Here is a 22,606-nt window from a genome sequence, read left to right as displayed (position 1 = left end):
TAGCCAAGTTATATGCAATCTACATAGTTAAATCGTGCCCCCAGCTGATTTTTTTATGGAGATGCAAACAATGACTAACATTCGAAAATACACTACTAAGGGCGGCAAAACGGGTTACTTTTTTAATTTATATATTGGCGTGGATCCAAAGACTAAAAAAAGCGTCCGCAAAAAAGTTAAATGCACAACAAAAAAAGAAGCCCAGCTAAAACTAGCAAGGCTTCAATATCAGGTTAAAAGCGGCAAATTCGACTTTAATAAGCCGCAAATTATCACGTTTACTGAATTATACCACCGATGGCTTGAAAACGAGTATAGCCAACGGAATTTAAAGGCAAGTACGGTTACTACTACCGAGCGCAATTTTAAGCTGCATATTCTCCCCTGCTTTGGCGATTGTGATATTAGTAAAATCACGGCCGAGGACGTTTACAAAGCGGTAAGAACGTGGGAGAACGAGAAAATTAAGAAAACTAACCAGCTAAAGAATTATGTATCTAACGTACTGCAATACGGAGTGGTTACCGGTTTAATTGAGCGGAATGTTGTGCTAGGCATTAGAGTACGTAAACACGACCAACAAATAACTAGAGATACCATAGGCAATTACTACGAAGAAGACGAGCTAAACCAGTTTTTGACCCTAACCAAGCAACACTACAAAGGACAACCACAGCCGTTTATCTTTTTTAGCTTGCTGGCATTTACGGGTATGCGAAAAGGCGAAGCATTTGCCCTCACGTGGGACGATATCAATTTTAGGCACAATACCATTGATATCAATAAAACACTCTCTAAGGCCGGTAACGAGTTAGTTATCCAAAGCCCTAAGACTAAGGGGAGCAAACGTAAGCTAACCGTACCACCTAAAATCATCCGCTTATTAAAGCATTGGAAAGTTAAGCAACGCGAATACTTGTTCGCCCTAGGAACGAGTAATAACCCCGGCCATTTAGTTTTTACCAATACCAAGGGACAACTATTACAGCCGACCAAGTCAACCTATTGGCTATCGACCATTCAAAATAAATACAATTTAAAGCACGTTACCGCTCACGGGTTCCGGCACACCTTTGCTACGCTGTCTTTTGCTCATGGCATGGATGTAAAAACCGTTTCTAAGTACCTCGGCCACTCAAACATTGATACGACCATGGATATTTACACAGCGGTAACCAAAGAACAAGAAAATAACGCAAGTCAGATTATGGATAAACTCATCAACCTATAAAAGCGGGTTACCAAATAGGTTACCATTTACCCGAAAAACAGCGAAAACCAGTGAAACCCAAGGTAGTAAAAAAGCCCGCCGTAGCGAGCTTTTGCAAGTGTATGAAAATCTATGAAAACACGTAATTGGGTATACTGGATTCGAACCAGTACATTATGGATTCAGAGTCCACTGCCTTACCAGTTTGGCTAATACCCAATAAGTACACTAAATATACTACAATGTTGACTCGTCCTTGTCAAACATTATTTAGATTGACTTTTATTCCGTCCCAGAGTAAAATGAAATCGTTATATGATAATTATTGCCCGTTGGTCAAACTGGTTTAAGACGTCGCCCTCTCAAGGCGGAGTTACGAGTTCGAGTCTCGTACGGGTAATTCGCAAAAAAGTCGCTGTTAAAGCGACTTTTTCTTTCTCAATTTTTATTAAATTCAATGATCGAGGTTTTTCATGATTTTACTCTTTTTTCCATTGCTTTTATGTTTAATCGTTATTTCGTTTTTCCGTGGCAACTGTTGTGGGTGTCTGAGCTTCATCCTGTTATTATTACTAATTGGCCTCTTTCTGACGTCCTTTTGGGTTATCGCGGCCCTGGCTGCCGCGGGACTCTTCATTTATGGAGTCACCAGCTACTTCAACAACAACTAAAAACCGTTAATGATCGCAAGTTGCTAATCATTAACGGCTTTTTTTATTTCTGCGTAAGTTTTTGGTTAATTTCCGCAATCGTTTGCCGCGCGCGTCTCATTTCAATCGTCCAAATCACCACGTAAATGATGATGAAAATGATGGTAAAGTTCGCAAAATAGGAAAACTCCAACGGGAACCATTCTGAAACAACCGCTAAGGTCGAAAAAAGCACGTAAGTCACGATAAAATTTAAAACCGTTTGCTTGGTAATGCTCCAGCGTTCAATCCCAAAAATTAAGCTACTCAGTGAAAAGACCATACCCATTGCCATCCACATCACTCCGGCCACTGCCGTCGCGGTTAGTTCTGAACCGAAATGACTAATAAAATCTGGGTTAGATGGGAACAACCGATTCAACCCGTTTAGTTTTGAAAACAACATCGCGAACCAAAAACCAATAAACAGTCCGCCAACTGCTCCTCTCACTGTGAGATTCCAAATTCGTCTCATCTTTAATCCAACTCCTTTTTCATTTTCTGTACAAACCGTCGGGATGCATAGCTGACCTGTCCTGTTTTCAGACGTACTTCGTATTGCCCGGTTCGACTCAAGGATAGTCGTGCTATCAGCGCCACGTTTACAATTTCCGCACTCGAAATTTGAATAAACTGGTGCCCGGGTAAAATTGCCCGTAACTGATAAATCCGTTGTTGGAGCCGATATTTGCCTGTTTGCGTTTCGGCATAAACCGCCTTAGCCTCCGTGTAAATACGCCGGATATCGGCTATGGGGATCGCAAAGGCTTGTTGGTGCTGATACCCGGTCAGCACGCGCGGTTTGCCCCACTGTTCCAGCTCGGTCGCTAATTTGACTAATTCTGCGTCCCTTCGCTTCGCATGTAGCGTGGCAAAGGGATGCGCAAATTGGGATTGTAAATCAAACTCAACTTTCATATCCTGCCCTCCTTGATGATTAGCTTACCAAGTTCAAGGTTGAAAACAATGGCTAGACGGTTAAGTGGTTAGTTTGCAGGGATAATTGGCCATAAAAAAAGAACGGTTTCCCGCTCTTCCCAGCATTAATTCTCTAAATTTGTGCTTCCACACTAATCATTTCTAGTAAACCTTGGGCACACTCACTACCCTTGTTGCCGGCTTTCCCACCTGCACGATCAAGGGCCTGAGCCATGTCATCCGTCGTTAACACGCCAAACAGCACGGGCACCGGACTGGTTAATGATACTTGTGCAATTCCGGCCGCCGTTTGAGCGCACACGTAATCATAGTGAGAGGTTGCTCCGCGGACTACCGCACCTAAAGCAATTACGCCATCGACTTTTCCAGTCTCACTCACTAACTTGGCAACCCGTGGAATTTCAAAGGCCCCGGGCACCCAGTAAACCTGGATGTCGGTTTCTGCCACTCCGCATTGTTGTAACGTGGCAATCGTTCCGTCTAACAATTTTTGCGTGACCAGTTGGTTGAACTTCGCCACGACGATTCCCACGTGACGGTGCTGCCCGTTTAAACTTCCTGTTTTTACTTCCATGGTTAGTCAATCTCCTTTAATAAGTGCTGCATCTTATGTTTTTTCGTTGCTAAGTAGTCCCGGTTCGTCGCGTGCGGTTGAATTTCTAACGGAATCCGCTTACGCACCGTAATCCCCGCGTTGGCTAGTTGCGAAAGCTTATCGGGATTGTTGGTCATTAAATCAATCTCCGTAACCCCTTGATCGCGTAAAATGGCAGCCGCTAGCTCGTAATCCCGCTCATCTGGGGCAAATCCCAGTTGCTGATTAGCTTCGACCGTGTCCAGCCCCGTTTCTTGAAGTCGGTAGGCGGCCAGTTTGTTGGCTAAGCCAATCCCCCGCCCTTCCTGGCGAAGGTACAGCACCGCCCCGTGTCCGGCAGCTGCAATCATTTGGAGCGCTGCGGCCAGTTGCTCGCCACAGTCACAGCGCAATGATCCGAACACATCTCCCGTTAAACACTCCGAATGAACGCGCAGTAACAGTGATTCCTCGGCCGAAAATTCCCCCTGACTGATCAGTAGCGCCGGTTCTTTATCCTCTGACGTTTGGTAAGCCGTCAGTTGAAACGTCCCGTACTGGGTCGGCAATTGCACGGGGGCCAAGCGCCGAAGATTGCGTTGAAATTGCGCTTTTCGGTACGACTGTAATTCCGCAATCGTGATAAAGGGGTAGCCAGCCTGATGAGCGAATGCGCGTAACTCCGGCTGCCGCATCATGGTGCCGTCGTCCTTTAAAATCTCGATGATGGCTGCGACGGGGGCGGCCCCGGCTAACCGGGCTAAATCAACCGCCGCTTCTGTATGCCCGTTCCGGGCTAACACGCCGCCTTGGCGAGCTTGTAACGGGAAAATGTGGCCAGGATGATAAAAATCAGCCGGCGTGGCGTGTGGATTAGCCAACTGTCGGATGGTCGTAGCGCGGTCGGCCGCTGAAATTCCGGTCGTCGTGGTTTTGGCATCCGTTCCCTGTAAAAAGGCGGTTCCAAAGGCATCCTGTTCCCGTGCCATTGGCTCTAATCCTAAACGTTGCACCTGAGCTGGTGCCATTGGAACGCACAATAAGCCGCGGGCTTGCGTCACCATCGTGTTGACCGTTTCGGGCGTCATCTTTTCGGCTAACCCGATTAAATCGCCTTCTCCCTCACGATCCTGATCATCGGCTACGACTACTAGGCCGCCCCGCCGTAACTGTTGCAAAGCCGCTTCAATTCGGTTGGTTGCTGTCATTATTCATCCTCCCATTCACATATTTGCCTAATACATCCGTTTCCACGTTAACGAGCTCGCCCCTGCTGAGTTGCCCTAAATTAGTCTGGTGCAAAGTATGCGGAATCAGACTAACTTCAAACTCCGTTGCAGTCGTAGCTGTCACCGTTAAGCTCACTCCGTTGACCGCGACCGAGCCCTTTTCGACCACTTCTGGTTGGTAGCGGTCTGGCAATGCAAGCCGCATCCGCACCGCATTTTCTTCTTCCATGATTTGGGTCACCGGAACCGTCATGTCCACGTGACCCAGCACAAAGTGACCGTCTAAGCGTTGGGTAGCTAACAGCGCTGGTTCTAAGTTAACCATGGCTCCCGATTGTAGCTGCTGTAAATTAGTCCGCTGGGTCGTTTCCGGCATCACATCCACTTTAAATTCGTGGTCGTTGTAATCAATGACCGTTAGACAAATCCCGTTGACCGCAATGCTATCCCCAATCCTACTGTGCAATTGGTCTGGTAGCGAACTTGCAATCGTCATGCGCCCGGACGGAGCGGTCGGCTCCCAGGTACGAATCCGGCCGGTTCCCTGAATAATTCCTGTAAACATCATTTCCTCCTTAGTTCGACGCGCCAGTCTTGGCCGAGGGGCTCTACCTGTGACAGGTTCCAGTGCATCGGTGGTCCTTGGTACTCACTAAAAACCGGTAATCCCGATCCAAAGATCGTCGGAGCTGTATAAACTACCAAGCGATCGACCAGGCCCGCCGCTAAAAACCGGGACTGGACGACACTGCCGCCTTCCACCAGTAGTGCTTGAAGCCCCTCCTGCGCTAAGCGCTGAACAACTGTGGCTGGTCTCCACTCCTGATCAACTAACACCCGCACGGAAACCGGCCACTTTTTTTTAGTTGCGTGCCGACTCAACAGCCAGGTGGGGGCTTGACCATCAAACAGGTGCAAGTCCGGGGGCAGTCGATCTGCATCCTCCACCAGCGCCACTCGCACCGGCGGATGATCCATTTGTTGCTCCCGCACCGTCAGCTGGGGATTATCTACCATTAGCGTCCGTTCGCCGATTAAAATGGCGTGCTGTTGCGCTCGAAGGCGTTGACTAGCTTGATAAGCAGCTGGTCCGGTAATGAGCGTGCGTTGGGACCCAGCTTGATTCATTTTGCCGTCCAGCGTCTGGGCCATTTTCACCGTTACCAGGGGACGTTTCTGCTGATAAAAAAAGTTGTAGGCCTGATTCAACTCCCCGGTGTCGTTCATAACGGTGACGTCTATCCCGGCCGCCTCTAACATCCGCTTACCGCGACCGGCAACCACTGGATTTGGGTCCAACTGGCCAATGACGACCCGCCTAATGCCAACCGCAATCAATTTGGCAGCGCACGGGGGCGTTTTTCCGTAGTGACTACATGGTTCTAACGTCACGACCATCGTGGCTCCCTGGGCCACTGTGGGGTCTGGCAACTGTTGTAGGGCCTCAATCTCAGCATGTGGACCCCCAAAGCGGTGGTGATAACCGGTGGCAATCACCTGCCCGTCCCGCACAATCACAGCACCAACCACTGGATTAGTGTACGTATGGCCCCGTCCTTGCCGGGCGGCCGCTTGGGCTGTTCGTAACAGCGCTTGTTCATCCAAATCGTTTCCCCCTCTCATTTTCATGCCAAACAAAAAGCCCCACAGTTAAAAACTGCGGGGCTCCCGTTTTTTAGTTAGTGAAAAGGACCCGGGGCACGGTAATCGTCAGAAAAACGACCCACTACCCCTAGGTTCTTTTTGGTTTCTTCTCCCATCCAGACTATACTGTCGGTTCTAGACTCTCACTAGATCAACCGCAAAATGCGGGTCACGGACTTCGACTTCTGTCGTTACCGTCGGTCGGGAATTACACCCTGCCCCGAAGAAACTCATTTAGTTGTGCTTTTAATATACCGGATTTTCTTGCCCTTGTCCATCCGGGTTCACTTTAATCCAATCATTGGCATCGACCTGCCGGCCAGTAAAAAGCGTGATGCGGGCGGGAAGCACGCGCTCTAAGTGAAAGCCTGCGCGTTGCGCCACGTGATTACTCCGCTGGTTTAAAACAGCGACTATGATTGAAATCAGCTCAAGTTGGTACGTTGCAAATCCCAACTGACAGAGCGCCAAAACGGCCTGGTGCATGAGCCCGTGGCGAACGGCGTGATTGGCAAGCCAGTACCCAATTTCTGCAGTCTGGCGCCCATCTTCTCGCTGGTAGAAGCGGTTAAACCCCGCCATCCCAACGGGGTTCCCCTGCCACACCATGACGAGTTGCAAGGACTGATGCTGGTCAGCCTGCTTTACAAGTTCCTTTAAAAAGGCAATCTCACTGGCCCGGGTGGTTTTAGGCACCCACGGCAACCACTGCTGTAACGTTTCCCGATCCCGGTCAATCAGCGCTGCTAGCTGGGGGCCATCCGTTTCTGGAACGGGGGTCCGTAAGTTCAACTCGTCCGTCACAATCATCTCCATAATGCTTCCCCCTTTCGGTTCGAATCAGGATGGCACTATTCCGTCAGTTGGTCAATTTGGTGCCGTTCTGAGTACTGCAGAATGTAAATGGCCACGATAATGAGGACGGCTCCAATCATTTCCACGACGTTTAAAGTGGCGTGGAACCAGAAAATACTGATGATAAAGGTAATTACCGGTTGAATCGCATCCACTAAACTAATCGCTGCTGAGGAAGTGTAACGCGTTGCGTAAATGATGGCCGGAAAGGTAATCAACGTTCCAAAGAAAATAATTCCCAGGATTCCCAGGACCCCACCGAGACTGAGGTGTGGCACCCCAACCCAAATTGGTTGGTGCAGGTTAAAGGCTAAGCCGGCAATCAACGTTCCCCAGCCCAGCACGACGAACGGCGGGTTGTCTTTCCCAATTTCCTTAGGCAAAACCACGTACCCGGCGGCGGTAATCCCAGAAATAATTCCCATGATCAGTGAAATCATTGGAATTGAGAGTTCACTGAGATTTCCCTTGGTTACGGCTAAAAAGACCCCCAAGAGCGCCATTCCAAACACAACTAGATCAATTTTATTCGGCCGTTGGTGTTGAAACAACAAGGCGCCCAGGAGAATAAACAGAGGCGCTAGATACTGCAAAATGGTGGCCATACTAGCCCCATTGCTGCCCCCCTGTTGGATGGCAACGTAGAAACTGCCCATGTTCCCAGCTAATCCAAACAATCCATAGGCGACCAGCCAGGCAATTGAACGCCAACTTTTAAAGACGCCAAAGATTTTACCCTTGTAAATAATGGCACTTAAAGCCAGTAAAATAACACTTGCAATCGTAGTCCGTGCTGATAAAAACCAGCCGGCCGGAATCGTTTCATTTTGGGACACAAACTGTTGTAAGGTTCCTGAAAATCCCCAAGAAACCGAGGCAAACGTCGCAAATAATAAGCCCTTCGTGGCTCGATTCATTTTTTTCATTGTTCTTCCTCCTCGTTAGTTACCTCTAAGGATACGAAGCTGGCCTGTAAAAGTAAATGACCGGTGTCAGTTTTTGTGACATCGAATGCAAACAGACCCCAGTGTCAGTTCACTGAGGTCTGTCCTTTAACTGTGCTGGTGGTGTGCGTACCAGCTTACTAATAAACTAATGATTAATCCGAGGCCTAAGAACGGTACAAAGTCGAGACCAACGGCATACAATGGAATCGCCTGTAACGCCCACCGATCAAAGGCGGCTAAGGGCACAAGGCTTAATAATGCTTTCGGTAGGGTATGGATAAAATCGAATACAGCCGGAATTAAGACGATTCCAGTCGTGATCCGATAGATTAACGGCTTAATCCCGAGTACGGGTTTCAATAACCCGAGAAGAATCAGGGTAATTGCCAAGGGATAGAGGAAACTCAACAGCGGTGCGGAATATTCAATGATTTTTTCCAGTCCGATGTTGGCAATCAAAAAGGAAATCACCGTGGCCGTCAATAAAATCTTGTGGTAACCAATCCGGGGCAGTTGCCGACTTAAATCCTGGGCGAGCGAGGTTAACAAGCCAATTGCGGTGGTCAAGCAGGCTAGAAACGTTAGTGCCGCTAAAACGCCCGCGCCCATGATCCCCGTGTAATGGCGCATGATTTCGGTAAATGCAGTTCCGCCGTCGGCACTCACCTTCGTAAAGGATAAACTAGCGGCCCCTAAGGCAATCAAGAAGGTATAAATCAAGGCTTCAAAGCCCATGGTCAGGCCCCCAACCTTGGCAACCGACCAGGAACGGTCCCGACTAGACTGCCCAAATGCCTTCAGTGCGGTAATGATGGTCACCCCAAACCCTAGTCCGGCCAGGGCATCCATCGTGTTGTATCCTTGCAAGAACCCGTTAATTAGGGAGCCAGTCCCCTGTCCAGCCCGGGGCAATAACGGTAGGTTGCGAATGTCTCCGTATAACAGAAAGGCCACCACGAAGAGAAAGACCATTAGCAGGATGAAGATCGGATTCAATACTTTTCCCACGTTTTTGGTAACGCTCCCCTCGTGAAACGCTAGGCCAAAGGTTAAGGCAAAGAAGCCTGCTGAGAAGATCACCAAGGCGAGAGTCCCCCAGGCCTTGGGAATAAAGGGTTGAATCCCCATCGAATAGGTTACGGTCGCCGTCCGGGGGGCAGCAATTAATAGTCCTAAAGAAGCGTGCGTCAGGACTAAGAACCCGATGGCAAAAAATTTACCCGCTGGTCGTGCTAAGTCATACATACTGTTACTTTGCGTGGTACTTAACGCTAAGATGGCACAGAGCGGTAATAAAATTGCTGATAGTAAAAAGCCAATCGCAGCCGGGAGCCAGTTGGCTCCGGCCGTTTGCCCGAGGTGAATCGGGAAGATCAGGTTCCCGGCCCCAAAAAAGAGGCCAAAGAGTAAGGAAGCTAAAATTAAATATTGTTTAAACGCCAGTTTGCGGGGCGTATTCGTTGATAACGTCGTCATGGGGTATCCTCCTAAGTAAGTAAGCTAACTCACGAACAAAGGATGCGTGACCACGGTACCACCTTATTTTCCTGGCGCTTCACAACGCCGGGCTCTGCGAGTCGGTTAGTCTTTGCTAACAAAAAACGTCCTGTACTGCTCTAGAAACAGTCCAGGACGTTTTCACGTGTTACCACCCATCTTCCCAATCTAACGATTGGCTCAACGGTATGTTAGCAAACCTAACATACTCCGTGCGGTAATGGGCACTCCCAACAACTACTCGAACTTTCGCAGTTGCAACTTGGAGGTTACTTTCATTTTTTGGAACCTGCTTCCCTTCACACCACCCGGGAATTCGCTGTCAGGGTCCGAAAAACTACTCTCCTCCGCTTTGTTTTTCGAATTAATTAATTGACATTAATTTACAGGAGATTGGTGGCTTTGTCAAACCTTTTTTGCGAACCGTTGACTCCAAACGAACAAGCTACTCCCCACCAGTCCGACCAGTAAGAACGGGATAAAATCAAGGCCCCAGTTAAACAGTGGAATTACCGCCTGACACCAGTGATCGAGCGCTACGAGGGGCTCCAATTGATGGAGGACGGGTGGCAACGTGTGGAGAAAATCCAGGCTAGCTGGGATCAAAACCAAGCCGACTGTTATCCGGTAGATCAGGTGATTCTGCCGAATCCAGCGGTTCAACAACGCAAGGACAATCACGGTAATGGCAACCGGGTAGAGCAAGCTTAAGATGGGGGCGGAAAACGCGATGATCTGGTCTAAGCCAAAGTTGGCAATCCCAAAGGCAATTACATTCGCTCCGAGCAAAAACTTGTGGTAGCCAATCCGCGGGAAACGATTGCCAAGGTCCTGCGCAAAGGAGGTTAAAACCCCGACCGCGGTCGTTAAACAAGCTAACAGGGTCAGCGTCGCTAGTAACGCCGCCCCCAGCGAACCTGTATAGTGCGCCATGATTTGGGTAAAGGCCGTCCCCCCATCCGCACTAGCCTTGGTAAATCGGAGACTCACCACTCCTAAGGCAATCAGACCCACGTAAATGACTGCTTCCAACCCAAGAGCCACTAATCCAATTTGAGCAACAACTAGCCCTTGATTCCGATCGGACTTGGTATAGGAGCGAACCGCAGCGATGATGGTCACACCAAACCCTAATCCAGCGAGGGCATCCATCGTGTTGTAACCCTCTAAGAAACCACTAATTAGCGAACTGGTCCCCTGTCCGGGTTGCCCGAGCAGCGGCAGGTGCGATGCATCACCGTTGACGAGAAAGGCAACTAAGAATAAGCCAAATAAGAGTACGACAAACAGCGGATTGAGGATTTTCCCCACGCTGTTCGTGATGCTCGTTTGCCGGTACGCGAGGAGCACAATCGTCGCGAAAAACAGCGCCGAAAAAATAAGGAGGGCCGGATGACTCCACCGGGTTGGTAAAAAAGGCTGAACCCCCATTGTAAAGGTCACGGTGGCTAACCGTGGTGACCCAATTAGCAGCCCCATTGACCCGTGAGCAGCCAGCAAGAAGAGCAATGAAAAGGTGCTTCCCACTGGTAAGACTAATTCAAACATATTTTTACTTTTGGTCAGACCCAGGGCAAAAATGGACCCGAGTGGCAATAAAATCGCCGACAGTAAAAAACCGATCGCAGCCGGAATCCAATTCCGGCCGGCTACTTGGCCTAGATGAACCGGGAAAATTAAATTCCCAGCTCCAAAAAAGAGGGCAAATAAAAGTGAGGCTAAAACGATTAACTGTTTAAACCGGAAGCGGTTGGGCGTTTCTAATTCAGACATAGTTGTTGCTCCTAACTTAAAGTGATTAACCATGGTAAGCAAATAAAAAAACGTCCCTGTTCATTAACTGAACAAGGACGTTAAAAACGTGGTACCACCTTTTTTTAGCTCGTGGTCCGGATCCACTCGCCATCTCATGAGTGCGGTTGCACCTCCTACGCGCCTAGAAAAACAAAAAGCGCCCTCCACCATGCCAACGGCACGGTCTAGGACGCTTTTGCGTGTTACCACCCAGAATTCCCGTTTCCAAGTGAAACGGCTCTAAGTACGATTGCAGGAGCAACGATACTCGTTTGCGATAATGGGCAATCCCAACAACCCCTCTTCAACATTCGGAGTTGCAACTTGTAGCTGATCTGTCTAAGTGGATAAACATTCTATCGCACCACCCTAGAACTCTCTTTGATTATTCCCCTTAGAACTGGGCTACGCTTCGTCTTTCTGATTTGCTTACTGGTTATCAGTTATTATACGGTAATTTATGGCTTTGTCAAGCCTAAAAAAAGTGACGCACGCGCACTTTCTCATGACGATGCGTTTGGTAGCCGGTACTAATTGGTTTTAGCGAATGCTTCCGGTAGTTTTCATAGTTCATCGGCGTCGGGACGTTCATCTGGGGATCAACGTGTGAACGCCCGGTGGCGTAATCAAACGCTAACCCCGGTTGCACGTTATACAGATACCGGTTGAAGTGGAAACTCCCATCCGAACTAACCGCTTGCACCCAGACTCCCTTCGCCATTAGATCGTCCCCCTGAAAAACCGGCGTGACTTGATAAATCACGTGTTTTCCCTGGGCCAAAGCTTTGCGGACCGCTTGTTCATTAATCGTCATTACTTTTTGGTTGGCAAAGGCGGTTTGCGTAAATAAATTTTTCGGATTATCAATCGAGCCCTTGGCGCCCGGCTGATACTTTCCGTTTGCATCTAAATTAAACGTGCAGGTGTACGCAATCAAATGCCCCCGGTTCACCGGAAAGACTCGTTGTCCGTTCACCCGCTTCGGTTGGTTTGACCACCCCGTGGGTTTAAACAGCTGCCGTTCGCGTCCCTTGGACTTCCCCAGGTTATCCTTAGTGAGGTAAGCCGTGGCTGGTTGGGCCCGGTTCAACCGGTCTAGATTCGAAAAATCAATCTGACTAACCGAATAATCCTGCGGACTAATCGTGTCTGGCTGATCGTGATTCAACACGTCGTATGCCTGGGACCCCGATTGGTAGTCCCGTTGTTGTAATTGTTGGTAGCGATCGGTGGTTTGGGGGGCTTGGCCGACTTCCGTTTGCGCGAAGCTGACGGAGGGGGTTATCCCCATGCTCAACGTCACACCCATTACCACGCCGATCAGTAAGTGCTGCAGTTTATTCACCTGTCTACTCCTTTACCTCCGAACGTTTGTTGCCTTATCCATCTTACGAGAAATGCCCCTGCCTGTCAAAATCACCAACAAAAAACCAGAACCGGATGAACCCGGTTCTGGTTGGCTCTTCTTTAATCGACCACCTGGCCAGCACAGATTGTGTTCACGTGTTCGGCCACCACGTGCGTGCCTAAAAAGGGCGTATTGGTTCCCTTGGATCTCAGGTCGTGCACCGTAAGCTGGCGATCAGCCTCTAAGTCCCACAGAGAAAGGTTGGCAACGCTTCCCACGTGCAGCTTGGGGGCAGTTGGTAAAGAAAAAATGCGACTGGGATTAAAACTCATCCAGTCCAACAAGTCTGCCAAACTAACCGTCCCCGGGGCCACGAGCTTGGTATATAACAAGGGAAACGCGGTTTCTAACCCGGTAATGCCAAAGGCCCCGTCGGTAAAACTCGTGCCCTTATCGGCCTTGGTATGAGGTGCATGGTCCGTAGCAATCATGTCGATGGTGCCATCTTGAAGACCGGCTAGTAACGCCTGAGCATCAGTGGAGGCGCGCAAAGGCGGATTCATTTTAAACAGGGGATCATCAGCTTGAATCATTTCATCGTTAAGTAAGAGGTGGTGGGGACTAACCTCCGCCGTCACGTGAATCCCATCGGCCTTTGCCCGCCGGATCAACTCTACACTCCGTGCGGTCGACACGTGACAAACGTGATAGTGAACGCCAGTAACTCTTGCTAGTTCTAAGTCCCGAGCTAATTGACTCGTCTCAGCAACGGAAACTGCGCCTGGTAACCCTAAGGCCTGAGCGCGAGGTCCCGCGTTTATCACACCGCCCGCCATGAGCGCATGATCCTCAACGTGGGCGGCTAATGGCAAGCCCGTTTTGGCAATCCCTACCATGGCATCGTACATGGTTTTGGCACTTTGAATCCCAACCCCGTCGTTACTAAAACCAATGGCCCCGGCCGCTTGCATTCCAGCAAAGTCCACCAGCTGCTCCGTGGTTTCGTCAACTGTCACCGGCGCATATTGCAACACGGAGACTTTCCCCTGCTCCTGGTTGGCTTGCACCATCTTAGCAAGTTGTGCTGGAGTGTTCGGGACCGGCGTCACGTTGGGCATTGCACACACAGTGGTATAACCACCCTGCACGGCCGCCGCACTGCCAGTTGCAACTGTTTCTTTCGCGGTCTGACCCGGATCCCGAAAGTGAACGTGCACGTCCACTAACCCCGGTAAAATCACCTTTCCCGTCAAATCAATGACGGTCTGGCCCGGCTGCTCTAAATGTTCGCCAATCGCCGCGATCTTTCCGTCCACAATTAAGAGATCGCCGGGAACCAGTTGTCGTTCCTGATAAACTTGCCCGTTTTTTAACAGTATTTGTGTCATCATTATGCTCCTTTAATCTCAGCGGGATTAATTAATCCCTTGGCGACCAACACGTCCGTCAGAATTGCCATCCGCATGAAAACCCCGTTCTCCATCTGTTTAAAAATTCGTGACTGGGGTTGTTCGACTAAACTGGAATCAATCTCAATTCCACGGTTGACGGGCGCTGGATGCATGATGATGGCTTCCGGTTTTAGCCGTTGGTAACGCGCTTTGGTCAGTCCGAACTCTCGATGATAACGAGCGGCATCAAAGTCATCTAGTTCAGTCCCTAACCGCTCCTTTTGCACCCGGAGCAACATGACAACGTCGGCACTGTTAACGGCGTCATCAATGGTCGTATACTGTCCGTATCGTTCAAAATCGGCATTATACCACTGCTCTGGTCCCGCAAACGAAACCTGGGCCCCTAACCGCTGTAATAACGCCATGTTCGAGCGGGCCACCCGCGAGTGACTAAGATCGCCCACGATCGTGATTTTTAAGTCCCGAAAGGTGCAAAATTCTTGGTAAATGGTCATCATATCTAGCAACGACTGGGATGGATGTTGGCCGCTCCCATCACCACCATTAACAATGCTGATGTCTAATTGTTCGGCCAACAGTGGTTGGTAATATTGATTTTCTGGGTGCCGAATTACGGCCACATCCACGCCAATGGCCTGTAACGTTTTGACCGTATCACTGAGTGTTTCGCCCTTCGTCACGGAACTGCCATCAGCGACAAACTGCAGCACCTGCATGCCTAACCGCCGTTCGGCCATCTCAAAACTGGTGTGAGTGCGCGTACTATTTTCAAAAAAGAGATTCATGGCATACGTTGGTCGTTGCAACGTCACCGTTTTGCCGGCTTGAAACAGTTGTGCGAGCCGAATTTTATGTAAAACGTCTGCTTCACTTAAATCACTTACAGAAACTAAATCATGTTGTGCTGAGTTAGTCATCGTGTCCTCCCTGTTGGCGCTACAATAAAGGGGCCTGCTCTCATTAACCTAGCATGCCCCTTTGCAAACACCGCCAGTTAACTTCCCAACCTCGCTGGATTGGGTTAAAGCACCCGCTTTATTCCGTTATTTAATTGGTGATTACTGTAACGAATCTAACGCCAAAAGTCAATCACTGATCGTGCTTGACAACCGGGAACTTCTTCAGTAGGATTAAACCAATTCATCTTAACTTGGTTCAGAGAGACCAAAAGATTTCAAGTCGAATTTAACCTGATAACGCAGTTCGTGCGGTCGTTTTTCTCTGAACCTGACCCTTGAACTGCGTTTTTAGTTTGCGCAACTGTGCTTAGTTGCGAAAGGAGTACGAAGAATGGCTACCATCGATTTAAGTGCCACCATTGGCAACGAAACTTTCCACCACCCGTTTGTAAATGCGGCGGGCGTCTGTGACGAAACTGCTCAGGAGATGCAATCCGTTCTGGATTCTGCCGCCGGCGGGTTAACCACTAAGAGCGCGACGCTCGCTCCTAGAGCGGGGAATCCCCAACCCCGGTACTTCGATACCGACTTAGGGAGTATCAACTCGATGGGGTTACCCAACCAGGGACTGGCTTACTACCTAGATTTTATTGCCAACTCAACGACCGCCAAACCGATTGACTTATCGGTAACTGGAACCAAGCCGGCTGACCAAGTCGCCGCCTTACAACAAATTCAGGCCAGTGACTTCACCGGCTTGTGTGAACTAAATCTTTCCTGCCCAAACGTCGTGGGCAAACCGCAAATTGGGTACGATTTAGACGCAACGCGCGCCATTTTGGACCAGGTCTTTGCCTTTTATGAAAAACCACTCGGAGTTAAGTTACCGCCCTACTTTGACTTGCAACAGTACGACGCGATGGCTGCCATTTTAAACCAGTACCCGTTAACCTACATCAACGCCATTAATAGCGTGGGCAATGGATTGGTAATTGATCCCAATACTGAAACAGTGGTGATTAAGCCCAAGGGTGGCTTTGGCGGAATCGGTGGTCAATACATCAAACCAGTGGCCCTTGCCAACGTCCGGGCCTTTCGCCAACGACTCCGACCAGAGATTAAAATCATTGGAACTGGTGGCGTGACAACTGGGACTGATGCCTTTGAACTCATTTTGTGTGGGGCAGACATCGTCGAACTCGGAACGGTTGTTATGCAAGAAGGCGTTTCCGCCTTTACCCGCATTACCCACGAACTAGAAACCCTGATGCAAGAAAAGGGGTACCAAACCCTCGCCGACTTTCGCGGTCACTTAAAAACCCAGTCTGACTAACCAAAACCCGACTATGCTGAGCATAGTCGGGTTTTTAGTTGCCATTACAAACTAAAAAAGACACTACATTAGTAGTGTCTTTTTGAAAAGCTTATTCAAATGAACCCCATGCTACTTTGTTAGTTTCGCGAACTGGGCAGTACAACTTGTTTCCAGAGAAACCAGTGTATTCAACCCAAACGTGTCCGTCTTTAACAACGTAACCATCGTAACTGATTTGGGCGTTGGCAGGCAAGTAACCTTTGACCTTTGCCTTTAAGTCAGCAGAAGTCCGAACGGCAATCTTAGTGTCACCATTCGTAAAGTAACCTTTTTCAACGTTGAATTGACCTTCTTTAGCAGAAGATTGGGAAACTAACTTAGCATCCGTAAATTCTGGCTTAGCGCTAGCAACGGCTGGTTGAGCAGCGGCTTGGTCATTGCTTGCAGCTGGTTGTTGGTTAGCTTGGCTGTTGTCAGCAGCTGGTTGAGCAACAGCTTGATCGTTGTTAGCAGCCGGTTGTTGGTCAGCTTGACTGTTGTCAGTTGCTGGTTGAGCAGCGGCTTGATCATTGTTGGCGGCCGGTTGTTGGTTAGCTTGGCTGTTGTCAGTTGCTGGTTGAGCAGCGGCTTGATCGTTGTTGGCAGCTGGTTGTTGGTCAGCTTGACTGTTGTCAGTGGCTGGTTGAGCAGCTGCTTGGTCGTTGTTGGCAGCTGGTTGTTGGTTAGCTTGACTGTTGTCAGTGGCTTGACCGTTGTCAGCAGCTTGGTTGTTAGTAGTTTGGTTCGTGTTAGCAGCTGGTTGTTGGACCGTAGCTTGCGTTTGCGCATTAGCAGCAGCGCTAGCACCGCCACCAACCCGACCGTACAATACTTGACCAGGGAAGTATGAAATTGAATCACCACTAATTACTCCACGGTTTTGAGCATCTAGCATCATGCCGTTTCCTTGGTAAATCCCTACGTGGTAGATTCCACCGTTACTGATGAAGACCAAGTCACCAGGACGAGCTTCAGAAGCACTGATTGGTTGGCTAGCAGCGTATTGCGCAGCGGCCGTCCGTGGTAAACTGATCCCGTTTTGAGCAAAAACATATTGCGTAAATCCAGAACAGTCAAACCCACCAGGATTTGAACCACCCCAAACATACGAAGTTCCAACGTGTTGCTGACCACTTGAAATGACGTCAGCTGAGGCAGTGTTGCTAGTGAAGAAGAACGCACCAGCCATCATTGAAGTGGCAATTCCAGCGAACAACCATTTCTTACCTGCTTTATACATCTTAAAGTGAACTTTTTTGTTTTCCATATTAATGATAATCTCCTCTACGAAATTGTCGTTTAGTTTAATTTGATTAAGTAACTTACATGAAGTATCATAGCATGTCTAACCGGACCCGGTGGGCTTTCAACCTGTTCTTAATCTAACTGTAATCATTTTGAAATATATTGCGAAATTATTAAGTTCTTCATCGACCGTAAAAAAAGAGAACGCGCTTGCGTTCTCTTTTTGCTAATCATCTGCTTGGTTTAATTTGGCGGCTAACTCTTCGTAACCGGGCTTCCCGAGCAGAGCAAACATGTTCTGTTTGTAAGCTTCCACACCGGGTTGATTAAACGGATTAATGCCGTTCAAGTATCCAGAAATGCCAACGGCCACTTCAAAGAAGTAGATCAGGTATCCTAGGCTGTATTCAGACTCATCCGGAATTTCGACCGTCAAGACCGGCACTCCACCATCGTTATGGGCCAAAACAACCCCTTCGTAGGCCTTATCGTTAACTTCGTTTAGTGACTGTCCCTTGAGGTAGTTTAATCCATCCAAGTTATCAGCTTCCATCGGAATTTCCACGTTGTACGGTGGCGTTTTGACCTTGACTACCGTTTCAAACAGGTTCCGGAGGCCTTCTTGAATGTACTGCCCCAGTGAGTGTAAATCAGTCGTGAAGTTCGCGGAGGACGGATAAATTCCCTTTTGATCCTTACCTTCCGATTCACCCATCAACTGCTTCCACCATTCGGCAAACATCCGCAGGTTCGGTTCGTAGTTTTCCACTAATTCAGTTACGTAACCCTTGCGGTACAAAATGTTCCGTAACGCTGCATACCGGTACGCCGCATTTTGTTGTAAATCGGCATTTTGATAGGTTTTCGCTGCATCCGCAGCTCCCCGCATTAACTCAGTGATGTCTGCTCCCGTTGCGGCGATTGGTAGTAAACCAACTGGAGTTAAAACCGAGAACCGACCACCCACATCATCAGGAATAATAAAGCTTTCGTACCCATTGGATTCAACTTCCTGACGAAGGGCCCCGTTTTTAGCGTCCGTCGTGGCGTAAATCCGGTGGTTTGCTTCTTCCTTACCATACTTTTGAATTAACTTTTCCTTGAAAATCCGAAAGGCAATCGATGGTTCCGTCGTGGTTCCCGACTTAGAAATGACGTTAACCGAGAAGTCACGGTCGCCCACAAAGTCCTGCAGCTCCTGGAGATAGGTCGCACTGAGCGAGTTGCCTGCAAAGACGACCTGCACACCCCGTCGCTCGGCGTCAGACTTTGAATTATAAAAACTACCGTTTAAGAAGTCCATGGCCATCTTAGCTCCTAAATAGGAGCCTCCGATTCCAATGACCACGAGCACTTCTGAATCCTGGTTAATTTTTTTGGCAGCCGCTTGGATCCGGGCAAATTCATCTCGATCATAGTCAGCGGGTAACGTGAGCCAGCCCCGAAAGTCCGCTCCAGCTCCCGTACCGTTCCGCAGCTCTTGATCGGCGGCGGTCACTAAGGCTTGCATTTCTGGCAGTTCGTTGTCATGCACAAACTTAGTTACCTTCGTATCATCAAAATTAATGTAAGCCATCTGTGTTACTCCCCCACTTCACTCGTTGCTTGTTCTTCGTTAATTGCTTTTTGGGCTAAGACGAAATCACCAAACGTTGCTGAACCGTTGTGGTCAATTTCTGGTGCGGTGATGTACTTCTCTAACGAACCAACGCTTAAGTAGTTGTTAAAGAGAAGCGTAAATTGGGCCCGCACCTTTGCGATAAATTCCGGCGTGCAGACTCCGCCCCCCCAGTACCACTTTGTCCGGACGGAACGTAACCGTCAGATCAACGACTGCTTGGGCTACGTAGTAGGCAATGATATCCCAGGTTGGATCAACAATCGGTGTATCTTGACCCTTAACCCCGTTTCGGGCTTCAAACGTCGGTCCCGAAGCAACCCCTTCAAGGCAGTCACCGTGCCAAGGACAGGTGCCCTTGAAATCAAGGTCATCGCGGTGCCGACGCACTTTGATGTGCCCAAATTCAGGCGTTCCTTTCACACCCAAAAAGTCACCGTTGATTACGGAACCCATGCCAATGCCGGTTCCAATCGTAATGTAACTCACCGATCTAATGTTTTCGTCGTGCCGTTTAGCACTAACGTATTCTCCGTACGCAGAACCATTCACGTCGGTCGTCCAAAACATCGGAACCTGGAAGCTTTCTTTCATCTTCCCTAAAAAGTCAATGTTACTCCATCCCTTTTTAGGGGTCTTGATAATCCAACCGTACGTGTCCGAATTTTTATCAACGTCGATGGGCCCAAAAGACGCAATCCCAAAGGCATCGATGTGATCGAACTTCTTAAAGTACTTAACGGTCCGAGCCAACGTTTCGTCAGGAGTCGTGGTCGGAAATTGGGTTTGGTCAATTACGTTGAAGTTTTCATCCCCAACGGCACACACAAATTTAGTTCCACCAGCTTCAATACTTCCATATAACATAGTCTTATCCTCCTTGGACGGCAATTCAATGATTATCCTAATTATAAGGCTCCCAAAATGGGATTGCAATCACTTTTGTAACCGGTTACAAAAAATTACTTGCCGTCCGCTGCTTACTTTTGTAATTTAAACCACAGCCCTTTAATGGGACTTTCCTTTTGAAACTCATGGTTAACCGGAAAATCACGTGGGGGCTGAAAACTTTGCTTCTCCATGAAGTTCCGCCCCAAAGTTTGACAAGCTCGTTGGGCTGCTTGCCGGAAGCTTCTGGTCGTAATTGCCGGGGTTTGGGTGGTCATAAACACATCCGCCTGCTTCGTAGTTAACGCCAATACCTGGGTTAACAAGGAACCCAAATCCTTGCGAATGTTAAAGGTCGTCTTTTTGCTGCGCAGAAAGGCGGGAACGTTAATCGTGATGAGATCAAAGTGGAGCTGATGCTTGGTTGCATAATCCAAAAAGCCAAATAAATCCATCGTCCGTACCTTTGGCATCGTGGTGGTGAGTTCGTTAGCAGCTAAGGCCGTTACCAATGCCGTTTTGGCACTTTTTTTCTGATCAACAGCTTCCGTTTGCACCGCACCACCTGCGAGCGAAGCAGTCACAAAACCGGTCTGATCGAACAACAGATGGAGGGTTAATTTCGCCCGGGAGTTCTTTTTGATCTGGGTGCGCACCGGTCGGTAAGCCAGATCTAGACTGGGCTTACTTGCTCCCGTTAGTTGGATGGGGTATTCCGTCCCCGTTTCTGAGATAACCTGTTCGGCAACTGGTGCTGGCGCAAAATCGGTAATCGGAGTGATTGTCGCCGTCGGTTGGCCCCGGCGCAGTTCATAGAGGTTTTGATATTCTGCTAGGGTATTGGTTAACGCGGTTAGCAGCAACTCCCGTTGTCGATATAGGCCCTCGTTTTCCCAGGTGAGCACCACTTGCCCCGCAAAATTATCAATGGTAAGGCCCCCGAGGCCGTCACCAATTCCATTAAACAACCGATAGGCAGTCACTCCCTGCTCTACTAACGGAGCACGGCGTTGAAAGGCCTGGCGCATGAGCCCCGCAAAAAAGTCTGCATCTAAGGTTTGGTTGGCCTTGCGACTCAAAATCCAACCAATGCCGTGCCCTTCTTCAGCTAAATAAGCACTTGCAACGAAATGTCCACTCTTTACTAACGCTACCCATTCGCCATTATTCGTGGCATCACTCGTGTGTTCTAGATCCTTTAAACTTAACTGCGGGTAGCCACCTTCGATTTTGCTGGCGGCTGCTCCGGTAATCTCAACTTCTCGCATGTATTTCCCTCGTTTTTCTAAATGTAGTTATTGTCATTGTAACTTGAATCATTGCCAATTAGTAGTTATTGAATGCTATAATAGGAACTTGTTTTGAAAGGAGTAGACTTATGTACAAATTTTTAGTTTTTTTTGATCTCGATAGTACCCTCTTTGACAAAAACTCGCAGGTTACCGATGAGGTCGCCGACGCCATGGATAAAATTCGGGCGAAAGGCGGCTTACCCGCAATTGCCACCGGCCGGACCCTGTATGAAATTCCAGAAACCCTACAGAAAACGAAGATTGACACTGCCATTACCTCCAACGGTGACCACGGTATCTACCAAGGCAAAGAACTCTTTGAACGTCGGATTGATCCGCACACCATTGACGAATTCGATGAATTTGCCAAGCAACACGGCAATTCCATCACGGTCCTCGATCAATTTGGTAAAGGGGCTTCACGCCACGATGAACTACTGAAAAAGGCTTGCGCCTTCGTGCACGCTCCCCTCCCGAAGTTAGTAGATCGGTCTTACTGGCACGAACGGTCAATTGACATGATGTTTGTTACGAACACCGATCTCGATGACGTTTACGAAGCAGCCTTTGGTGACCGCCTAAGTTTCTACCGGAACTCCCCCTTCAGTATCGATGTGGTTGACCATGGGGCTTCCAAAGCAAGCGGCATCAAACAGTTGATCGAAGAAACTGGTTTAACTGGGATTCCCACCTATGCCTTTGGAGATGGAAACAACGACATCCCGATGTTAGAGTTCGTTGATCATCCGGTAGTAATGGAAAACGGCCGGGACCGGGTTAAGGATCACGCGGAATTTGTGACGACTGCCAATACCAACCACGGGATTGTCAACGGGCTTCGTCATTTTAATTTAATCTAGTGGCTAAATATGGTACAATTCACTTTGTATCTATCGGGGTCGTTATGGATTCGACGGGTATGGTTCGAACTTGAACTGCATTCCGTACTGCGATGCGTTAAATCGTTCAGTTTAAATTATAACTGCAAAAAATAATAACAATTCTTACGCCTTAGCTGCCTAAACACCAGCTGACGTAGATCCAACTAGCTTCGTCCATGGGTTAGACCTGGGTCCTAAATTAAGTGGACTTACGCTTGTCTGTCTCCACCTGGGGCAGGAAGAAGAGTTTAATCAGGTTAGCTTTTCATATTAGCCTTGGTTAATGGC

Annotated in this window: 20 protein-coding genes, 2 tRNA genes, 1 other RNA gene, 1 pseudogene and 1 riboswitch; of the genes and pseudogenes, 6 read left to right on the top strand and 18 right to left on the bottom strand. The window is 48.7% G+C overall.

Annotation, left to right across the window (positions count from 1 at the left end; translation table 11 throughout):
• Window positions 1–70 precede the first annotated feature (70 nt).
• Window positions 71–1,231 (top strand): tyrosine-type recombinase/integrase, encoded by a 1,161-nt coding sequence (locus M3M35_RS00120; protein ID WP_252750011.1) that lies wholly within the window; start codon window positions 71–73, stop codon window positions 1,229–1,231.
• Window positions 1,232–1,356: 125 nt separating this feature from the next.
• On the opposite strand, the gene M3M35_RS00115 is transcribed toward M3M35_RS00120, so the two are convergent.
• A tRNA-Gln gene (locus M3M35_RS00115) sits at window positions 1,357–1,429 on the bottom strand.
• 107 nt (window positions 1,430–1,536) lie between these two features.
• Here M3M35_RS00115 and M3M35_RS00110 point away from each other — a divergent pair.
• Window positions 1,537–1,610, top strand: a tRNA-Glu gene (locus M3M35_RS00110).
• Window positions 1,611–1,683: 73 nt separating this feature from the next.
• A complete protein-coding gene (locus tag M3M35_RS00105; protein WP_252750010.1) occupies window positions 1,684–1,881 on the top strand; it encodes a hypothetical protein in 198 nt (65 codons plus the stop codon).
• Between the two features lie 43 nt (window positions 1,882–1,924).
• Here the strand turns inward: M3M35_RS00105 and M3M35_RS00100 are convergent, their stop codons facing one another.
• The 13 genes from M3M35_RS00100 to M3M35_RS00040 all read right to left on the bottom strand — a co-directional run bounded on the left by M3M35_RS00100 (window position 1,925) and on the right by M3M35_RS00040 (window position 15,058).
• Window positions 1,925–2,374: a DUF3021 domain-containing protein gene (locus M3M35_RS00100; protein WP_274706354.1), complete on the bottom strand. Its 450-nt coding sequence runs from the start codon at window positions 2,372–2,374 to the stop codon at window positions 1,925–1,927.
• Window positions 2,375–2,376: 2 nt separating this feature from the next.
• Window positions 2,377–2,817: a LytTR family DNA-binding domain-containing protein gene (locus M3M35_RS00095; RefSeq protein WP_252750008.1), complete on the bottom strand. Its 441-nt coding sequence runs from the start codon at window positions 2,815–2,817 to the stop codon at window positions 2,377–2,379.
• A gap of 133 nt (window positions 2,818–2,950) precedes the next feature.
• A complete protein-coding gene (gene ribH / locus M3M35_RS00090) occupies window positions 2,951–3,412 on the bottom strand; it encodes a 6,7-dimethyl-8-ribityllumazine synthase (protein ID WP_252750007.1) in 462 nt (153 codons plus the stop codon).
• Between the two features lie 2 nt (window positions 3,413–3,414).
• Window positions 3,415–4,620, bottom strand: a complete 1,206-nt coding sequence (gene ribA / locus M3M35_RS00085; protein WP_252750006.1) for a GTP cyclohydrolase II — start codon at window positions 4,618–4,620, stop codon at window positions 3,415–3,417.
• Complete coding sequence (locus M3M35_RS00080; protein ID WP_252750005.1) at window positions 4,598–5,206, bottom strand: riboflavin synthase; 609 nt, start codon at window positions 5,204–5,206, stop codon at window positions 4,598–4,600. Before M3M35_RS00080 ends, ribA begins: the two co-directional genes overlap by 23 nt.
• Window positions 5,206–6,246 (bottom strand): bifunctional diaminohydroxyphosphoribosylaminopyrimidine deaminase/5-amino-6-(5-phosphoribosylamino)uracil reductase RibD, encoded by a 1,041-nt coding sequence (gene ribD / locus M3M35_RS00075; protein ID WP_252750004.1) that lies wholly within the window; start codon window positions 6,244–6,246, stop codon window positions 5,206–5,208. The genes M3M35_RS00080 and ribD overlap by 1 nt, the downstream gene beginning before the upstream one ends.
• A 139-nt stretch (window positions 6,247–6,385) precedes the next feature.
• Window positions 6,386–6,517: riboswitch (FMN riboswitch) on the bottom strand.
• A gap of 14 nt (window positions 6,518–6,531) precedes the next feature.
• The gene (locus M3M35_RS00070; RefSeq protein WP_252750003.1) at window positions 6,532–7,101 is read right to left on the bottom strand and encodes a GNAT family N-acetyltransferase; all 570 of its coding nucleotides are present in this window, start codon (window positions 7,099–7,101) and stop codon (window positions 6,532–6,534) included.
• Window positions 7,102–7,136: 35 nt separating this feature from the next.
• Window positions 7,137–8,066: a DMT family transporter gene (locus M3M35_RS00065; protein ID WP_252750002.1), complete on the bottom strand. Its 930-nt coding sequence runs from the start codon at window positions 8,064–8,066 to the stop codon at window positions 7,137–7,139.
• Between the two features lie 126 nt (window positions 8,067–8,192).
• Entirely contained in the window at window positions 8,193–9,563 is a 1,371-nt protein-coding gene (gene brnQ / locus M3M35_RS00060) for a branched-chain amino acid transport system II carrier protein (protein ID WP_252750001.1), read from the bottom strand.
• A gap of 426 nt (window positions 9,564–9,989) precedes the next feature.
• Window positions 9,990–11,357 carry a branched-chain amino acid transport system II carrier protein gene (brnQ, locus tag M3M35_RS00055; protein ID WP_252750000.1) on the bottom strand — a complete coding sequence of 456 codons (1,368 nt, stop codon included), beginning with the start codon at window positions 11,355–11,357 and terminating at the stop codon, window positions 9,990–9,992.
• A gap of 496 nt (window positions 11,358–11,853) precedes the next feature.
• Entirely contained in the window at window positions 11,854–12,723 is an 870-nt protein-coding gene (locus tag M3M35_RS00050) for a DNA/RNA non-specific endonuclease (protein WP_252749999.1), read from the bottom strand.
• 122 nt (window positions 12,724–12,845) lie between these two features.
• On the bottom strand, window positions 12,846–14,117 hold the full coding sequence (locus M3M35_RS00045) for a dihydroorotase (RefSeq protein WP_252749998.1): 1,272 nt from the start codon (window positions 14,115–14,117) through the stop codon (window positions 12,846–12,848).
• Window positions 14,117–15,058: an aspartate carbamoyltransferase catalytic subunit gene (locus M3M35_RS00040; protein WP_252749997.1), complete on the bottom strand. Its 942-nt coding sequence runs from the start codon at window positions 15,056–15,058 to the stop codon at window positions 14,117–14,119. The genes M3M35_RS00045 and M3M35_RS00040 overlap by 1 nt, the downstream gene beginning before the upstream one ends.
• Before the next feature lie 373 nt (window positions 15,059–15,431).
• On the opposite strand from M3M35_RS00040, the gene M3M35_RS00035 reads away from it, so the two are divergent.
• On the top strand, window positions 15,432–16,373 hold the full coding sequence (locus M3M35_RS00035) for a dihydroorotate oxidase (protein WP_252749996.1): 942 nt from the start codon (window positions 15,432–15,434) through the stop codon (window positions 16,371–16,373).
• 91 nt (window positions 16,374–16,464) lie between these two features.
• Here the strand turns inward: M3M35_RS00035 and M3M35_RS00030 are convergent, their stop codons facing one another.
• The 4 genes and pseudogenes from M3M35_RS00030 to M3M35_RS00015 all read right to left on the bottom strand — a co-directional run bounded on the left by M3M35_RS00030 (window position 16,465) and on the right by M3M35_RS00015 (window position 21,413).
• Window positions 16,465–17,661, bottom strand: a complete 1,197-nt coding sequence (locus M3M35_RS00030) for an NlpC/P60 family protein (RefSeq protein WP_252749995.1) — start codon at window positions 17,659–17,661, stop codon at window positions 16,465–16,467.
• 204 nt (window positions 17,662–17,865) lie between these two features.
• Window positions 17,866–19,215 (bottom strand): glucose-6-phosphate isomerase, encoded by a 1,350-nt coding sequence (locus M3M35_RS00025; RefSeq protein WP_252749994.1) that lies wholly within the window; start codon window positions 19,213–19,215, stop codon window positions 17,866–17,868.
• A gap of 5 nt (window positions 19,216–19,220) precedes the next feature.
• Window positions 19,221–20,124: pseudogene (locus M3M35_RS00020) on the bottom strand (ROK family protein).
• A gap of 113 nt (window positions 20,125–20,237) precedes the next feature.
• A complete protein-coding gene (locus M3M35_RS00015; protein WP_252749993.1) occupies window positions 20,238–21,413 on the bottom strand; it encodes a class I SAM-dependent rRNA methyltransferase in 1,176 nt (391 codons plus the stop codon).
• A gap of 110 nt (window positions 21,414–21,523) precedes the next feature.
• Between M3M35_RS00015 and M3M35_RS00010 the strand changes: the two genes are divergently transcribed.
• Window positions 21,524–22,297, top strand: a complete 774-nt coding sequence (locus tag M3M35_RS00010; RefSeq protein ID WP_252749992.1) for a Cof-type HAD-IIB family hydrolase — start codon at window positions 21,524–21,526, stop codon at window positions 22,295–22,297.
• A gap of 35 nt (window positions 22,298–22,332) precedes the next feature.
• Window positions 22,333–22,606: a transfer-messenger RNA gene (ssrA, locus tag M3M35_RS00005) on the top strand; the annotation flags it as partial.

Source organism: Fructilactobacillus myrtifloralis (assembly GCF_024029335.1).
In the GTDB taxonomy this organism is placed as follows: Bacteria; Bacillota; Bacilli; order Lactobacillales; family Lactobacillaceae; genus Fructilactobacillus; species Fructilactobacillus myrtifloralis.
This window is presented reverse-complemented; position numbering and strand designations above follow the sequence as displayed.